The following is a 13547-nucleotide window of genomic DNA, read 5'->3' as shown; positions in this document are numbered from 1 at the left end:
GCGGAACATCCCCAGGTCCACCCCGCAGGGAGGCGCACCCGAAACGTAGGCTCGACGCCAGCGCCGTACGACACCGGCCGTACGCCCACGCAGGGGGACCCATGACCACCGACACAGCCGACCCCGCCGTCCTCCCCGCCCTCAAGGCGAAACTACGCGGCACGGCTCACCCCGGACCCACTCCCTGCGCCCACCCCGACACGGTCCTGGCCGAACGCGCCGACGGCACGGTCGTCCGCCACGCGGACACGGTCGCCAAGGCGCACGCTCCCGGCACGGACCCCACCCGGCTGGCGCTCCGCCTGACCGTCGCCGTGTCCCACCCCGAGATCCTCCTGGCACCCCTCGACACCACGCCCACCCCGCTCCACGGCCGCCTCGTCACGTTCTGGCCGTACGGCACCCCGGTCGACCCCGACACCCCGGAGGCCGCCCCCTGGGAGGAGGCCGCCACCCTCCTGGCCCGCCTCCACCGGCAGACCCCGCCCCCGGGTCTGCCGCCCATGCGCGGCCCGGCCAAGGCCGCCCGCGCTGTCGCCCGCCTCGAAGCCGCGGCACCCGACCACCCCGCCACGGCCTCGATACTCCGCGCCTGGCGCACCCTCCCCGCCTGGGCCAGGTCCGAGGCCCCCATGCCGGACACGACCACCGTCTGCCACGGCGATCTGCACCTCGGCCAACTGGTCCGCCACCCCGCGACCACCGGCCCCTGGCGCCTCATCGACGTCGACGACCTCGGGGTGGGCGTCCCCGCCTGGGATCTCGCCCGCCCGGCCGCCTGGTACGCCTGCGGCCTGCTGCACCCCGACGAATGGATCCGCTTCCTCACCGCGTACCGGAGGGCGGGCGGCCCAGCGGTACCCGTACACGGCGACCCCTGGCCGCAACTGGACGTAGTGGCCCGCGCACTCACCGTGCAGACCGCGGCCCTGGCGATCGCGAAGTCCACCACCGCCGGACACCCTCTCGACGAAGCGCAGCAGTCCGTTGTGGACGCATGTGACCGAATGGGAAGCATCCCGCCGGAGTTGGTGGGGCCTTTCCCGAAGTAGGGTGCAACCGACCGTCGCCGGACAGTGTCTGTCCAGGCGTAACGCGAAGCAGGACCGAACGGCGAGGAGTTGAGCCGAACCATGCACATGCAGTGTCCGAAGTGCCATGCGCCGATGCACACCTACAACCGCAGTGGCGTACAGATCGAGCAGTGCAGCGGCTGCCGCGGGATCTTCCTCGACTACGGCGAGCTGGAGGCCCTGACCCGCCTGGAGGGCCAGTGGGCCGGCGGCCCCGGCGTGCCCCCGCCGCCGGCCGCCCCGCAGTACCCGGCGGGCGGCGGCCACAACGCCCCGGCCTGGGGTGCCCCGCACGGCGGTCACCAAGGCGGGCACCACGGCGGCCACCACGGGGGTCACCACAACCGAGGCTTCGGCCACATGCTCTTCTCCAGCTGAGGCGCGCGGGGCGCACCCGCGCCCTCCGCTCACACGACGAAGCCCCCGGCCGTACGAGACGGCCGGGGGCTCGGTGCGTGTGGACGATACTGGGATTGAACCAGTGACCTCTTCCGTGTCAGGGAAGCGCTCTCCCGCTGAGCTAATCGTCCTAGGGATCACAGCCCGGGAGCTGTGGATCTTGCGTGCGCGATACTGGGATTGAACCAGTGACCTCTTCCGTGTCAGGGAAGCGCTCTCCCGCTGAGCTAATCGCGCGGGGTGAAGCCGTACGGCTCCAGAAGCCGTCAGGCCTCAGTGGACGATACTGGGATTGAACCAGTGACCTCTTCCGTGTCAGGGAAGCGCTCTCCCGCTGAGCTAATCGTCCTTGGAGGTGGAGACGGGATTTGAACCCGTGTAGACGGCTTTGCAGGCCGTTGCCTCGCCTCTCGGCCACTCCACCAGGAGTGCGGGGGGTCGGGAAGATCCCCCACGTTCCTGCGAGCGGACGACCAGGTTCGAACTGGCGACCTCAACCTTGGCAAGGTTGCGCTCTACCAACTGAGCTACGTCCGCTTGTCGTTTCCGTTGCGCTTACGCGTCCCGGCGACGAGTTGAACTCTAGCGGATTCCGGTGCCAGTACAAAAACGCGTTTGTGCAGCGTGCTGCGGTGCGTCCAGTCCGGGACCCGGCCGGGCCCGCCCGCGGGGCACCCGTCCTAGACTCGACTGCGTGCCCGACCTCCCTCCGCTCGCTCGCTTCGGCAACCTCGTGGCCACCGGTCTCACCGATGTGACCAGCGACGCCGCCGCCCTGGACTCCTCCGGCTTCTGGGCCGTGTGCGCGGACTACGAGGGTGGTCTGGTGTGCGCGCGCTTCAGTGACGTACGTCGCGAGCCCGCGCCCGCCCCCGTGCCGGGGAAGTGGCGCGGGCCGCGCCCCGACGACTGGACGTCCTCGCTCGACCGCACCGCGTACACGGCGGGCGTACGCCGGATCCGCGAGCACATCGCCGCCGGCGAGGTGTACCAGGCGAACCTCTGCCGGGTGCTGTCCGCGCCCGTCGCGCCGGACGCCGACGTGGACGCCCTGACCGCGCTGCTGGCCCGCGGGAACCCGGCCCCCTTTGCAGGAACGATTCGCCTCCCGGATCACGGCGTCGAGATCGCCACCGCCTCCCCGGAGCTGTTCCTGCGCCGCGACGGCCGGATCGTCGCCTCGGGACCGATCAAGGGCACCGGACGCACCGAGGCGGACCTGCTGGAGAAGGACTACGCCGAGAACGTGATGATCGTCGACCTGGTCCGCAACGACATCGGACAGGTCTGCGCCACCGGGTCGGTGACCGTGCCCGACCTGTGCGTCGTCGAGAAGCATCCGGGGCTGGTCCACCTGGTGTCGACGGTGCGCGGTGAGCTGCGGGACGGCACCGGCTGGCCCGGACTGCTCGCCGCCGCCTTCCCGCCCGGCTCCGTCACCGGGGCGCCCAAGTCGAGCGCCCTGCGGATCATCGACGCCCTGGAGACCGCCCCGCGGGGCCCGTACTGCGGCGGCGTCGGCTGGGTCGACGCCGACCGGGACACCGCGGAGCTGGCCGTCGGCATCCGCACCTTCTGGATCGACCGCGCGGCGGGCGAGCTGCGCTTCGGCACCGGCGCGGGCATCACCTGGGGGTCGGACCCCGAGGCGGAATGGCGCGAGACCGAGCTGAAGGCCGCCCGGCTGCTCGCGGTAGCGTCGGGGACGTACGAGGCGAGTGGGAGGACCCTTACGTGAAGATCTGGCTCGACGGCGGACTGCAGGACATCGACTCCGCCCGTGTCTCCGTACTCGACCACGGACTGACCGTGGGCGACGGCGTCTTCGAGACCGTGAAGACGGTCGAGGGCCGGCCGTTCGCGCTGACCCGCCACCTCGACCGGCTGACCCTCTCGGCACGCGGACTCGGCCTGCCCGAGCCCGACCTCGACGAGGTGCGCCGTGCCTGTCACGCCGTCCTGGAGGTCGAGCCGGTAGCGCTCGGCCGGCTGCGCATCACCTACACCGGTGGCCTCTCCCCGCTCGGCTCCGACCGCGGCGACCACGGCCCGACCCTCGTCGTCGCCCTCGGTGAGACCACCCGGCGGGCCGACTCCACCGCCACGATCACCGTGCCCTGGACCCGCAACGAGCGCGGCGCCCTCACCGGCCTGAAGACCACCTCGTACGCGGAGAACGTCGTCGCCCTCGCCCGCGCCCACGAACAGGGCGCCACCGAGGCGCTGTTCGCCAACACGGTGGGGCAGCTCTGCGAGGGCACGGGCTCCAACGTCTTCGTCGTCCTCGACGGGGAGATCCACACCCCGCCGGTCGCCTCCGGCTGCCTCGCCGGCATCACCCGTGCCCTCGTCGTCGAGTGGACCGGCGCCCGCGAGACCGACCTGCCGCTCGACGTCCTGGACCGCGCCGACGAGGTCTTCCTGACGTCGAGCCTGCGCGACGTGCAGTCGGTGCACCGCGTCGACGCCCGCGACCTGTCGGCCACCCCGGGCCCGGTGACGGCCAAGGCGATGCGCGTCTTCGACGAGCGGTCCGGCGACGACCTGGATCCGTGACCGTGATGTGGGATGCGGGTCCGTGATGTGGGATCCCCGATCCGCAGCCGGAGTCCGTGATCCATGATCCGGCGGCGATCGCTGGAGATATTGGGCAGACTCCGCGCCCCGTGGCGGGTAGAACACCCCTGATGACCACCACCCTGCGGCCCATCGAGCCGCTTCAGCACGCCGCCGACGGGACCCGCTCGCGCCGCTACCAGGTGTGTGTCAACAGCCGCCCGGTCGGCGAGATACACCTCGGCACGCGCCCCGACCCCGGGTCGACGGCCGCGCGGATCCGGGATCTGCGGATCGACGAACCGGACCGGCGACGCGGCCGGGCCACCGTGGCGGCGCTCGCCGCCGAGGAGGTGGCCCGCGGCTGGGGCTGCCGGCGGATCGAGGTGTCCGTCCCGGCCGGCGCCGAGCCCGCCCTGCGGCTGGCCCAGACGCTCGGCTACGTCCTGCGCAACCGTGGCATGAGCAAAGCCCTCGACGGCACCCCGCCCGAACTGCCCGAGGGCAGCAGGGGCCGGCCCATGACCGAGGCCGAGTACGGGCCGTGGAAGGAGGCCGGGCTGGAGGGCTACGCCCAGGACTGGATCACCCGTGGCATGCCGGAGGCGGAGGCGTACGCGAAGGCCGCGTTGGACTACGAGCGCTGCCTCCCCCAGGGGGTGGCCTCCGCGAACAACCTGTGCAGCGTGCTGGAGCACGAGGGTACGAGGGTCGGCACCCTGTGGCTGTGGCTGACGGACGACAGAGCCTTCGTCTACGACGTCGAGGCGGACGCCGCCCACCGAAGCAAGGGACACGGCCGCACCCTCATGCTGCTGGCCGAGACCCAGGCGATCTCGGCGGGGAAGCCGACCATCGCGCTCAACGTCTTCGCGGGCAACTTCCGGGCCGAATGCCTCTACGAGTCCCTCGGCTACGAGACGACCGCCCACCACCTCTCCAAACCGCTGCTCTGAGGCTGCGGGGCGAGGGGAGTGTCGGCGGCTGGGGGGGCTTGCAAGATCCGGAGCCTGTTGGGCGCGCGGTTCCCGGGGCGGTTGCTGGGCGCGTGGTTCCCGGCGGCTGTGGCGCGCGTGCGCCCCGGGCGGCTTGGGGTGCTTGGGGGCCTGCGGCGGCTGCGGGCTGCGCGGTGTCGGGGTCGGTCGGCGGAGCCGATGGTGGCCCGGTACCCCGGCCGCCGGGAGTCCACGGAAGCCGAGCGGGACCGGCTGCTGGGAGCCCACGAAACCGGGCCGACCCGCCGGGAGCCTACGAAAACCGGGCCGGACCGGTCGCCGGCCGCAGCCGCTGGCCCGCGCTGGTCAGGCGTGCTCGGCCAGCAGCCGGTCGGCGATCTCCTCGATCCGCTCGCGCAGGCCCTCCTGGCTCTTGCCGCCGTCGAGACGCTCGCCGCCGATGACGTACGTCGGCGTGCCCGTCACGCCGATCGCCTTGCCCTCGGCCTGGTCGGCGTCGACGATCAGGATGTGCCGGCCGTCGATCAGTGCCGTGTCGAACTCCTCGGCGTCCAGACCCAGTTCACGGGCCGCCTCCACCAGGAACGGCTCCCCGGTCCGGCCCAGCTCCTCGACCCGGCCGAGCACGGCCTCGACGTACGGCCACGCCTGCCCCTGCTCCGCGGCCTCCTCGGCGGCCTGCGCGGCGGCGAAGGCGTGCTTGTGCTTCTCCAGCGGGAAGTGCCGCAGCCGTACGTCGAGCCGGTCGCCGTAACGGGCCCGCAGCGCGCGGATGTCGTCGAGGGCGCCGCGGCAGTCGGGACACTGGAGTTCGCACCAGACGTCCAAAACGACGGCGGACGGCACGGGGGAGGAGTCGCTCATGGGATCAGTCTTCCAGCTTCCCGGGCGGGGCCCGGACCCCGAGACGACCCGGAGATGTCCCTGAGGTCTCCCAGGACCATGGCATATCGGACGCGTGGCGGTGCAGGATGGAAGGGACGCAACGCGAACGCCCGACCGAGCACCGCCTGGAGGACCGGATGATTGCCGAGACAGTCTGTGCCGCCGTCTCAGCGGCAGGCCTGGGCATCGCCGCGATCACGGCGTACCGGAAGCGGTTCCTCAGGGCGGCCCGTATCGCGGCCTACTCGCTCGTGCCGCTCGGTCTGGTGATGACCGGGGTGGTCGAGTGGCTGGCCGACACCGCGTTCAGCCCGACGGCGTGGGCCGGTTTCGGTGTGCTCGGCGCCGCCTGGTTCCTGTTCATGACCACCCGCGCCGTGGAGCGGCGCCGAGGGGTCACCGGCAAGGAGCGCAAGGAGGCCAAGGCGTCCCGTACCGAGGCGATAGCCCCGGCGGCCTCGGCCCCCTCGCTGGGTCAGGGCGCACGGCCGACGGGCCGCCCGGCGGCGGCACCTCGGTCGGCGGGCTCCGGTGCGTCCGGCGCGGACGATTTCAGCGACATCGAGGCGATCCTGAAGAAGCACGGCATCTGACCCGCGGCCACTGACCCACGGCATCCGACCACGGCACCCTGCCCAGGGGTGTCCGATCACAGCCGCGCGGCCTCCGGGCCCTCCCAAGGGCCCGGACTGAAACGACACAGAAGGTCGGCCGGCCGCGCCGAAGTGATCACGTTCGCTCCGTACGGTGTGGATATTGGCGAACTCTCCGTCAATCCGGGTGGGTTGATCGCGCGGAGGGCATCCGCTGCGTCATCATCGCGGCGAGATGCTGGACACAACACAGAGCGACACCGTCGCCCCACCGGAGGAGCGGCGAGGTTGTCTCTTCGCGCTCTCCCAGCCACCGCTGATGATCTTCCTAGCGGTGATCGGCTGCCTGCTGCTCATGGCGTCACTGCACGACCTGCTGATGCTGTGAGCTGAAAACGGAGCCCCTGACGTCACCCGTCGAGGGCTCCGTCAGCCCCCGTACGCGCCCCCTGGCCGTTGCGGTCGGGCGAGATGCCGGACCGGCGTCCCGCTCAGCCCGCCGCCTCCTTACGGCGTGCCCGGTAGGCGGCCACGTGCAGGCGGTTGCCGCAGGTGCGGCTGTCGCAGTAGCGGCGCGAGCGGTTGCGGGAGAGGTCCACGAAGGCCCGTCGGCAGTCGGGCGCCTCACAGCGGCGCAGCCGCTCCTGTTCCCCGGCGACCACGAAGAAGGCGAGCGCCATGCCGCAGTCGGCGGAGAGGTGGTCGGTCAGCGACGCGCCGGGCGCGAAGTAGTGCACGTGCCAGTCGTAGCCGTCGTGATCGGTGAGGCGGGGGGTGGTGCCCGCGGCGGCGACCAGCTCGTTGATGACCGAGGCGGCCGCGGCCGCGTCGGGGGCGGCGAAGACCTCGGCGAACCGGCCACGGATCTTGCGCACCGCCGCGAGGTCGAACTCCGACAGCACACCGACCTCGCTGATGTCGTGCCTTCGTACGAAGTCGGCGAGCGCCGCGACAGTCGCGAGCCCGTCCGTCGCCGTGTCGTTCTCCGGCGCGGTGTTCACCAGATCGACCACGGCGTCGAGAGAACACCGGGTGTCGTGGGTGATCAGCACGTTTCGCTCCCTGGCCTGCGAGGGTCGGGCGGGCGCCCGCCGATGCTGGCCGATGGTAATGGCTCGGCGCGGCGGCTGACCGGTGTGGACCGTCCTGGAGCACCCCTGTAGAGGCGGAACGGCCCAGGGGACCGATTGGTGCCCGGGCCCGCTTCGGGTGGCCACGCATGGCGACGCCGCCGCGCGGAGGTCCGCGACGACGGCGTCGTCTGGTCGGCCTGAAGCCGTATTCGGTTGTCCGGGCCCGAGCCGTCTCCCCGAGTGGACGGCGCCGGGCGGCTCTGTGAACCTCGCTCCCTAGCTTTCCGCCAGGATGTGCGACAGCTCCTGGTCGAGGTCGAAGTGCCGGTGTTCCGTGCCGGGCGGCACGGCGGCGTCTGTGCGCTTCAGGAAGGACTCCAGGGCTCGCGCCGGAGCTTCGAGGAGGGCCTCGCCCTCCGGGGAGCTCAGGGCGATGCACACGACGCCCTGACCGTGACTGCGCGACGGCCAGACACGGACGTCGCCGGTGCCGGTGGGCCGGTGCAGGCCCTCGGCGAGGAGGTCGCGGGCGAACACCCATTCGACCGTTTCCTCTGCTCCGGTGTGGAAGGTGGCGTGCACGGCGTAGGGATCGGCCGTGTCATACCGCAGTCCCGCGGGAACGGGCAGTGAGGACTCGCTCGACACAACGAGGCGCAGGTGCAGCTCGCAGCTGACCGTGGTGTTCATAAGCGCCAAGGCCTTTCGCTCAGTGTGCGCTCGGGGATTCGCACGTCGGCGAAATCGACATGCCACCTACGGTGCCGTTGTAAACCCCTCTGGGAGTTTTGCGTCGCTTTTGGTAGCTCATCCGGCCGAGACCGTCTTCTGTCGGTACGACCATTCCGGTGACGGGTTTCTCTCCGGTAGGGTTTGGCCGTATGGATACGGGGAGTTACGGAATGGGGGAGGCCGCCGTGGCGGCCGACGGTACGAAGAGTGACCTCGATGTAGCGAACAGTGAGGCCGATGTGGCCAAGGACGAAGCGCCGCTGGGATCTCGTGCGCCGGAGTTCGTCAGAGCGCGGCGGATGCTGCACCTGAGCTGGCAGGTGGCCATCTTCGTCGTCGGTCTGGCGGTCGTGGTCGCGGGCGTGATCATGCTTCCCCTGCCCGGTCCCGGATGGGTCGTGATCTTCGGCGGCATGGCGATCTGGGCGACCGAGTTCGTCTGGGCCCAACTGGTGCTCCGCTGGACCAAGCGGAAGGTCACCGAGGCCACCCAGCGCGCCCTCGACCCCAAGGTGCGGCGACGCAACATCATTCTGACGTCGATCGGCCTGGTGATCGTGGCCGGCCTCGTCGGTTTCTACGTCTGGAAGTTCGGCTTCGAGATGCCCTGGAACATCAAGAACCAGTGAGCCCCGCCGGGATGCCGCCGGGATTCCAGGTGTGGTCGGGGGCACCCCCTGACATGGGGTAATGTTCTTCCTGCGTCCGGGCGATTAGCTCAGTGGGAGAGCGCTTCGTTCACACCGAAGAGGTCACTGGTTCGAACCCAGTATCGCCCACCGGATGATGGCGGCCCGGTCCACGGAAACGTGGACCGGGCCGTTTTTCGCGGTGCCGGAGCGAGGGTGTTCGACGCGGCGGCCCGGATCGCTCGCCGCTTCCGCGGCGAGGGTGCTGCGGCCTGTGGCCTGCGAGGGCGTGCAGCCGAGGCGACGCCTCGGGTTCGTTCTTCATCTGGCCGGATTCGGCCCCTCTCGTTTTCCCGCGCGGCGCTCGCGCGCGGTCGGGCGGCCGCGCTCCGGAGGTGCTTCGGCGGCGGTCCGGGGGCAGTCCGAGGGTGGCGGACGGCCGTGCCCCACTGACTCCTTTCAGTCTCGTGTGCCAGCTCCTCGGCGGCCCTCGTGACGTTCGGCCCGTCGACCGCAACTCGCCTACCTGCGCTTTCAGTTGACCGGCCGTCACCTGCGGTGCCGTCTCGCCGGGCGCGGCGGTGACTCCGCTTTCCATCAATTCCTGTCCGAATCATTGACGTCTCCTGAGGCGCTCCGTACCTTGTGCCAGCAAGCGCTTACTTGAAACGATTCATGGCGCGGGACGCAGCGTCGCGGGGAGGCTCAACCATGCAGCAAAACAGGAACGTTGAGAGGCGGACGGTCCTCAAGGCGGCCGGAGCCTCACTGGCCGTCGTGGGCCTCGGGGCCACGGCCACGGCCTGTGGGGGCGACAGTGGGTCGTCGGGGGACGGGACGGTGACGATCCGTTACGCGTGGTGGGGCGCCGAGGACCGCGCCGAGCGCATCAAGAAGAGCATCGCGCTTTTCGAGAAGAAGTACCCGAAGATCAAGGTGAAGACGGACTTCCAGCCGTACCTCGACTTCTGGAAGAAGTTCAACACCCAGGCCTCCGGTGGAAATCCGCCGGACGTCTTCCAGAATGCCATCGGCTTCCTGCGGAAATATGACGCCAAGAATGTGCTGCTCGATCTCAAGCCACAGGTCGAGGCGGGCAACCTCTCCCTCGACGGCTTCAGAGCCGGCCTGGAGAAGTTCGGCGAGGTCGACGGAAAGCTGCTCGGGGTCCCGGTCGGTTCCAACTCGATGGCCCTGGTGATCGACAAGCCCGTCTACACCAAGTCCGGTGTGAAGCCGGAGCAGGGGTGGACCTGGGACGACTTCGACGCGGCGATGAAGAAGATCCGCGACAAGGCGGGGCGCGCCGGCGACAGCGGCATGTACGGCGTGATGTACCTCTACGACCTCTACCTGCGCCAGAACGGCAAGGCGTTCTTCACCGAGGACGGGCTGGGCTTCACCGAGGCGGACCTGAAGTCCTGGTGGTCGAAGGCGGAGAAGGGCATCAAGGAGGGCTTCTACGCCGACCCCAAGAAGGTCGCGCAGATCAAGCCCAAGTCCGCGGTCGCCGCGGAGCTCGCCGCCGGTGAGTTCACCTGGGACAACTTCACCGTCCGCTACACCGCCGAGGGCAAGAGCGAATACGGTCTGGCGCCCATCCCGACCACCGACGGCAAGAAGACCGGCCAGTACCTCGGCTCCCTCATGCTCAGCGCCTCCAAGCGCACGCAGCACCCCAAGGAGGTCGCGCAGTTCATCGACTTCATGGTGCACGAGCCCGAGGTCGCCAAGATCATGGGCTACGACCGCGGAGTGCCCGCGACGCAGGCCCAGTACGACGCGTTCAAGCCGACCGACCCGGTCAACAAGGCGATCGCCGAGTACGAGGAGTCCCTCGTCGCGGCGGGTGTCCTGGAGCCCATCACTCCGCACCCGAACGGCGCCGACATCTGCGAGGCCGCCTTCCTGCGCATCGCCGAGGAACTGGGTCTCGGCACCCGCACGGTCGACGACGCCGTCAAGCAGTTCTTCACCGAGTCGAAGACGGCTCTCGGCACCTGATGGGAACCACCGTGACACACGCCCCTGCGACGGAGGGCCTGTCCAAGGACCAGCGCTCCGAGCCGCGGCACGGTCCGGCCGACGCTCCGAACCCCGCCGCACGTCTGCGGCGGGGCCGCCGGGAGAACCTGGCCGGCTATCTCTTCATGTCCCCGTGGATCGCCGGGTTCCTGCTGCTCACAGCGGGCCCGATGGTCGCCTCGCTCTACTTCGCCTTCACCGACTACAACCTGTTCGACGCGCCCAAGTGGATCGGCCTGGACAACTTCTCCGAGATGTTCGCCGACCCGCGCTGGCGTCACTCGGTGCGGGTGACGCTGTGGTACGTCGTCGTCGGCACGCCGCTCAAGCTGCTGCTGGCCCTCGGTGTGGCGCTGCTTCTGGCCCAGAAGCGGCGCGGGCAGGCCTTCTACCGGGCGGCCTTCTACGCGCCCTCGCTGATCGGGGCCAGCGTCTCCATCGCCATCGTCTGGAAGGCGATCTTCTCCGACGACGCGATCGTCGACCGGACGCAGCAGATCTTCGGCATCGACGTCGGCGGGTGGACCGGCGACCCGGAAATGATCATCTACAGCCTGGTCGCCCTCACGGTCTGGCAGTTCGGCGCTCCGATGGTCATCTTCCTCGCCGGCCTCAAGCAGGTGCCGCGCGAGCTGTACGAGGCCGCCGAGGTCGACGGGGCGGGCAAGTGGCGGCGGTTCTGGAACATCACCCTGCCGATGATTTCGCCGGTCCTCTTCTTCAACGTCCTGCTGGAGACGATCCACTCGTTCCAGATCTTCAGCTCGGCGTACATCGTCGGCGGCGGCGCCGGAAGCAACGCCTGTGGTCCCGCGGACGGTTCGATGGTCTATACCTGTTATCTCTATGTCCAGGGCTTCGAGAACAGCCGGATGGGTCTGGCCTCCGCCATGGCGTGGCTGCTGCTGGTCGCGGTCGCCCTGGTGACGGCGGTGCTGTTCTGGTCCCAGAAGCGCTGGGTGCACTACGAGGAGGGTGCCTGATGAGCGCACAGGCCACCGAGATCACCCCGGCCCCGGCCCCGTCCGGGCGCGCGGGCGCCCTGCGGCGCAAGCTGCCCGGCTCCCTCGCCTGGCACATCGGGTCGCTCGCGATCCTCGCCGTGATCCTCTATCCCGTGATCTGGGTCGTGGGAGGCTCGTTCAAGAAGAGCGAGGACATCATCGGCAGTCTGGACCTGCTGCCGACCGACCCGATCACCGGCAACTACGCGCGGCTCGCCGACGGCATCGCCGACATCCCGATCTCCACCTTCTTCGTCAACTCGCTCACGCTCGCGCTCGGTTCGGTGGTCGGGATCCTGGTGTCCTGCTCGCTGACCGCGTACGCCTTCGCGAAGATCAAGTTCGCCGGCCGCAATCTGCTCTTCACACTGATGATCGGCACGCTCCTGTTGCCCTACCACGTCCTGCTGATCCCGCAGTACGTGCTGTTCCGCAACATGGAGATGATCAACACCTACACCCCGCTGCTGCTGCCGAAGTACCTGGCCACGGAGGCGTTCTTCGTCTTCCTGATGGTGCAGTTCATGCGGAACCTGCCCAAGGAGCTCGACGAGGCCGCCCGGCTCGACGGCTGCGGGCACTTCCGGATCTACTGGTCGATCGTGCTGCCGCTGTGCCGGCCCGCGCTCATCACCAGCGCGATCTTCACGTTCATCAACTCCTGGAACGACTTCATGGGCCCGCTGATCTATCTGAACGAGCCCGACAAGTACACGGTCTCGCTGGGTCTGAAGATGTTCGTGGATCAGGACGGCGTCGCCAACTACGGCGGCATGATCGCGATGTCGCTGGTGGCCCTGCTGCCGGTGCTCGCCTTCTTCCTCGCCTTCCAGCGCTATCTGATCGACGGCATGGCCACGTCCGGTCTGAAGGGCTGAGGTGAACCCCATGGCGCTCGCCCGCCCCCGTACCCGGACGCGCGACCGTACGAAGTCGGCCGCGCCCCGTGAGGAGTCCCTGCTCGCCGCGCGGTTCGCGCTGTTCGCCGAGTGTCTGCTCACGGGGGTGTGGATCGCGCTGGCCTCGCTGCCGCTGGTGACGTACCCGGCCGCGTTCGCCGCGGGCTCGCGGCATCTGCGACGCCGTACGGCCCACGAGGGCGGCGGCTGGCGGGAGTTCGTGGTCGACTTCCGGTCGGCGGTGCGCGGCGGCTGGCTCGTCGGGCTCGCCGGGTGGGCGGCGCTCGCGGCGGTGTGGGTGGATGTCCAGGCCGTGCGCGCCGGGATTCCGGGCGGGCCGCTGGTCGGCGCGATCGGGGTCCTCGCGCTGATCGGTGCCGCCGTCGCCGGACTCCGCGCGGCGGCGGTCTGGCGGCCCGGCGCCACCTGGCGGGCCCTGTTGGGCGCGGCCGGACAGCGGACCGTGCTCGACCCCGCCGGATCCTTTCTGCTCGTCGGTGGACTGGCCGTGGTGGCCTGCTCCGCCTGGTTCGTCGCGCCGTTGGCGGTCCCGGTGCTCGGGGCCGTGGCGGCGGCGGCCGTCGCCGTGGAGGAGCGGTACCGGCGCCTCCGCTGACCGAAGCGGCGATGCATCGCACCAGGTCGGCGCCTCCGGGGCGCCGCACCTCCCTCTGCCATGCCCCTGACTACCCGCACGCATGACTTCCCGTTCGGAAAGGAAAG

At 70.1% G+C, this 13547-nt stretch carries 15 protein-coding genes and 6 tRNA genes; 13 read left to right on the top strand and 8 right to left on the bottom strand.

The features are described 5' to 3' along the window. Positions 1-101 precede the first annotated feature (101 nt). Positions 102-1052: a phosphotransferase family protein gene (locus tag HW837_RS29280; protein ID WP_045557194.1), complete on the top strand. Its 951-nt coding sequence runs from the start codon at positions 102-104 to the stop codon at positions 1050-1052. A gap of 87 nt (positions 1053-1139) precedes the next feature. Then, the gene (locus HW837_RS29275; protein ID WP_045557364.1) at positions 1140-1451 is read left to right on the top strand and encodes a TFIIB-type zinc ribbon-containing protein; all 312 of its coding nucleotides are present in this window, start codon (positions 1140-1142) and stop codon (positions 1449-1451) included. Between the two features lie 80 nt (positions 1452-1531). Here the strand turns inward: HW837_RS29275 and HW837_RS29270 are convergent. The 5 genes from HW837_RS29270 to HW837_RS29250 all read right to left on the bottom strand — a co-directional run bounded on the left by HW837_RS29270 (position 1532) and on the right by HW837_RS29250 (position 2009). Continuing rightward, positions 1532-1603: transfer RNA gene (locus HW837_RS29270), tRNA-Val, on the bottom strand. A gap of 34 nt (positions 1604-1637) precedes the next feature. Then, positions 1638-1709: transfer RNA gene (locus HW837_RS29265), tRNA-Val, on the bottom strand. Positions 1710-1749: 40 nt separating this feature from the next. Beyond that, a tRNA-Val gene (locus HW837_RS29260) sits at positions 1750-1821 on the bottom strand. Between the two features lies 1 nt (position 1822). Further along, positions 1823-1896, bottom strand: a tRNA-Cys gene (locus HW837_RS29255). A gap of 40 nt (positions 1897-1936) precedes the next feature. After that, a tRNA-Gly gene (locus HW837_RS29250) sits at positions 1937-2009 on the bottom strand. A 157-nt stretch (positions 2010-2166) separates the two neighbouring features. On the opposite strand from HW837_RS29250, the gene HW837_RS29245 reads away from it, so the two are divergent. The 3 genes from HW837_RS29245 to HW837_RS29235 all read left to right on the top strand — a co-directional run bounded on the left by HW837_RS29245 (position 2167) and on the right by HW837_RS29235 (position 4984). Next, positions 2167-3210, top strand: coding sequence for a chorismate-binding protein (locus HW837_RS29245; protein ID WP_193380468.1), 1044 nt, complete (start codon positions 2167-2169; stop codon positions 3208-3210). After that, positions 3207-4028, top strand: a complete 822-nt coding sequence (locus HW837_RS29240) for an aminotransferase class IV (protein ID WP_193380469.1) — start codon at positions 3207-3209, stop codon at positions 4026-4028. The genes HW837_RS29245 and HW837_RS29240 overlap by 4 nt, the downstream gene beginning before the upstream one ends. Positions 4029-4159: 131 nt before the next feature. Next, positions 4160-4984: a GNAT family N-acetyltransferase gene (locus HW837_RS29235; protein ID WP_193380470.1), complete on the top strand. Its 825-nt coding sequence runs from the start codon at positions 4160-4162 to the stop codon at positions 4982-4984. Between the two features lie 345 nt (positions 4985-5329). On the opposite strand, the gene HW837_RS29230 is transcribed toward HW837_RS29235, so the two are convergent. Beyond that, positions 5330-5848, bottom strand: coding sequence for a DsbA family protein (locus HW837_RS29230; protein ID WP_193380471.1), 519 nt, complete (start codon positions 5846-5848; stop codon positions 5330-5332). 158 nt (positions 5849-6006) lie between these two features. On the opposite strand from HW837_RS29230, the gene HW837_RS29225 reads away from it, so the two are divergent. Both HW837_RS29225 and HW837_RS29220 read left to right on the top strand, forming a co-directional pair. Further along, positions 6007-6462: a hypothetical protein gene (locus tag HW837_RS29225; RefSeq protein WP_193380472.1), complete on the top strand. Its 456-nt coding sequence runs from the start codon at positions 6007-6009 to the stop codon at positions 6460-6462. A 235-nt stretch (positions 6463-6697) separates the two neighbouring features. After that, positions 6698-6850, top strand: coding sequence for a hypothetical protein (locus HW837_RS29220; RefSeq protein ID WP_013004980.1), 153 nt, complete (start codon positions 6698-6700; stop codon positions 6848-6850). A gap of 103 nt (positions 6851-6953) precedes the next feature. On the opposite strand, the gene HW837_RS29215 is transcribed toward HW837_RS29220, so the two are convergent. Next, positions 6954-7514 (bottom strand): CGNR zinc finger domain-containing protein, encoded by a 561-nt coding sequence (locus HW837_RS29215; RefSeq protein WP_060885429.1) that lies wholly within the window; start codon positions 7512-7514, stop codon positions 6954-6956. A gap of 297 nt (positions 7515-7811) precedes the next feature. Next, positions 7812-8225: an SsgA family sporulation/cell division regulator gene (locus tag HW837_RS29210; protein ID WP_004002642.1), complete on the bottom strand. Its 414-nt coding sequence runs from the start codon at positions 8223-8225 to the stop codon at positions 7812-7814. A 191-nt stretch (positions 8226-8416) separates the two neighbouring features. On the opposite strand from HW837_RS29210, the gene HW837_RS29205 reads away from it, so the two are divergent. The 6 genes from HW837_RS29205 to HW837_RS29180 all read left to right on the top strand — a co-directional run bounded on the left by HW837_RS29205 (position 8417) and on the right by HW837_RS29180 (position 13440). Continuing rightward, positions 8417-8896, top strand: a complete 480-nt coding sequence (locus HW837_RS29205) for a TIGR02611 family protein (protein WP_193380473.1) — start codon at positions 8417-8419, stop codon at positions 8894-8896. A gap of 78 nt (positions 8897-8974) precedes the next feature. After that, positions 8975-9046, top strand: a tRNA-Val gene (locus HW837_RS29200). 561 nt (positions 9047-9607) lie between these two features. After that, positions 9608-10900 (top strand): ABC transporter substrate-binding protein, encoded by a 1293-nt coding sequence (locus tag HW837_RS29195; protein WP_093789366.1) that lies wholly within the window; start codon positions 9608-9610, stop codon positions 10898-10900. After that, entirely contained in the window at positions 10900-11904 is a 1005-nt protein-coding gene (locus HW837_RS29190; protein WP_045557202.1) for a carbohydrate ABC transporter permease, read from the top strand. Before HW837_RS29195 ends, HW837_RS29190 begins: the two co-directional genes overlap by 1 nt. After that, on the top strand, positions 11904-12803 hold the full coding sequence (locus HW837_RS29185) for a carbohydrate ABC transporter permease (RefSeq protein ID WP_045557203.1): 900 nt from the start codon (positions 11904-11906) through the stop codon (positions 12801-12803). Before HW837_RS29190 ends, HW837_RS29185 begins: the two co-directional genes overlap by 1 nt. Positions 12804-12813: 10 nt before the next feature. Continuing rightward, entirely contained in the window at positions 12814-13440 is a 627-nt protein-coding gene (locus HW837_RS29180) for a hypothetical protein (RefSeq protein ID WP_093789364.1), read from the top strand. Positions 13441-13547 lie beyond the last annotated feature (107 nt).

This window comes from Streptomyces caniscabiei (genome assembly GCF_014930365.1).
In the GTDB taxonomy this organism is placed as follows: Bacteria; Actinomycetota; Actinomycetes; order Streptomycetales; family Streptomycetaceae; genus Streptomyces; species Streptomyces caniscabiei.
Note: the sequence above shows the minus strand (reverse complement) of the source record. Positions and strands in the feature narration are given on the sequence as shown.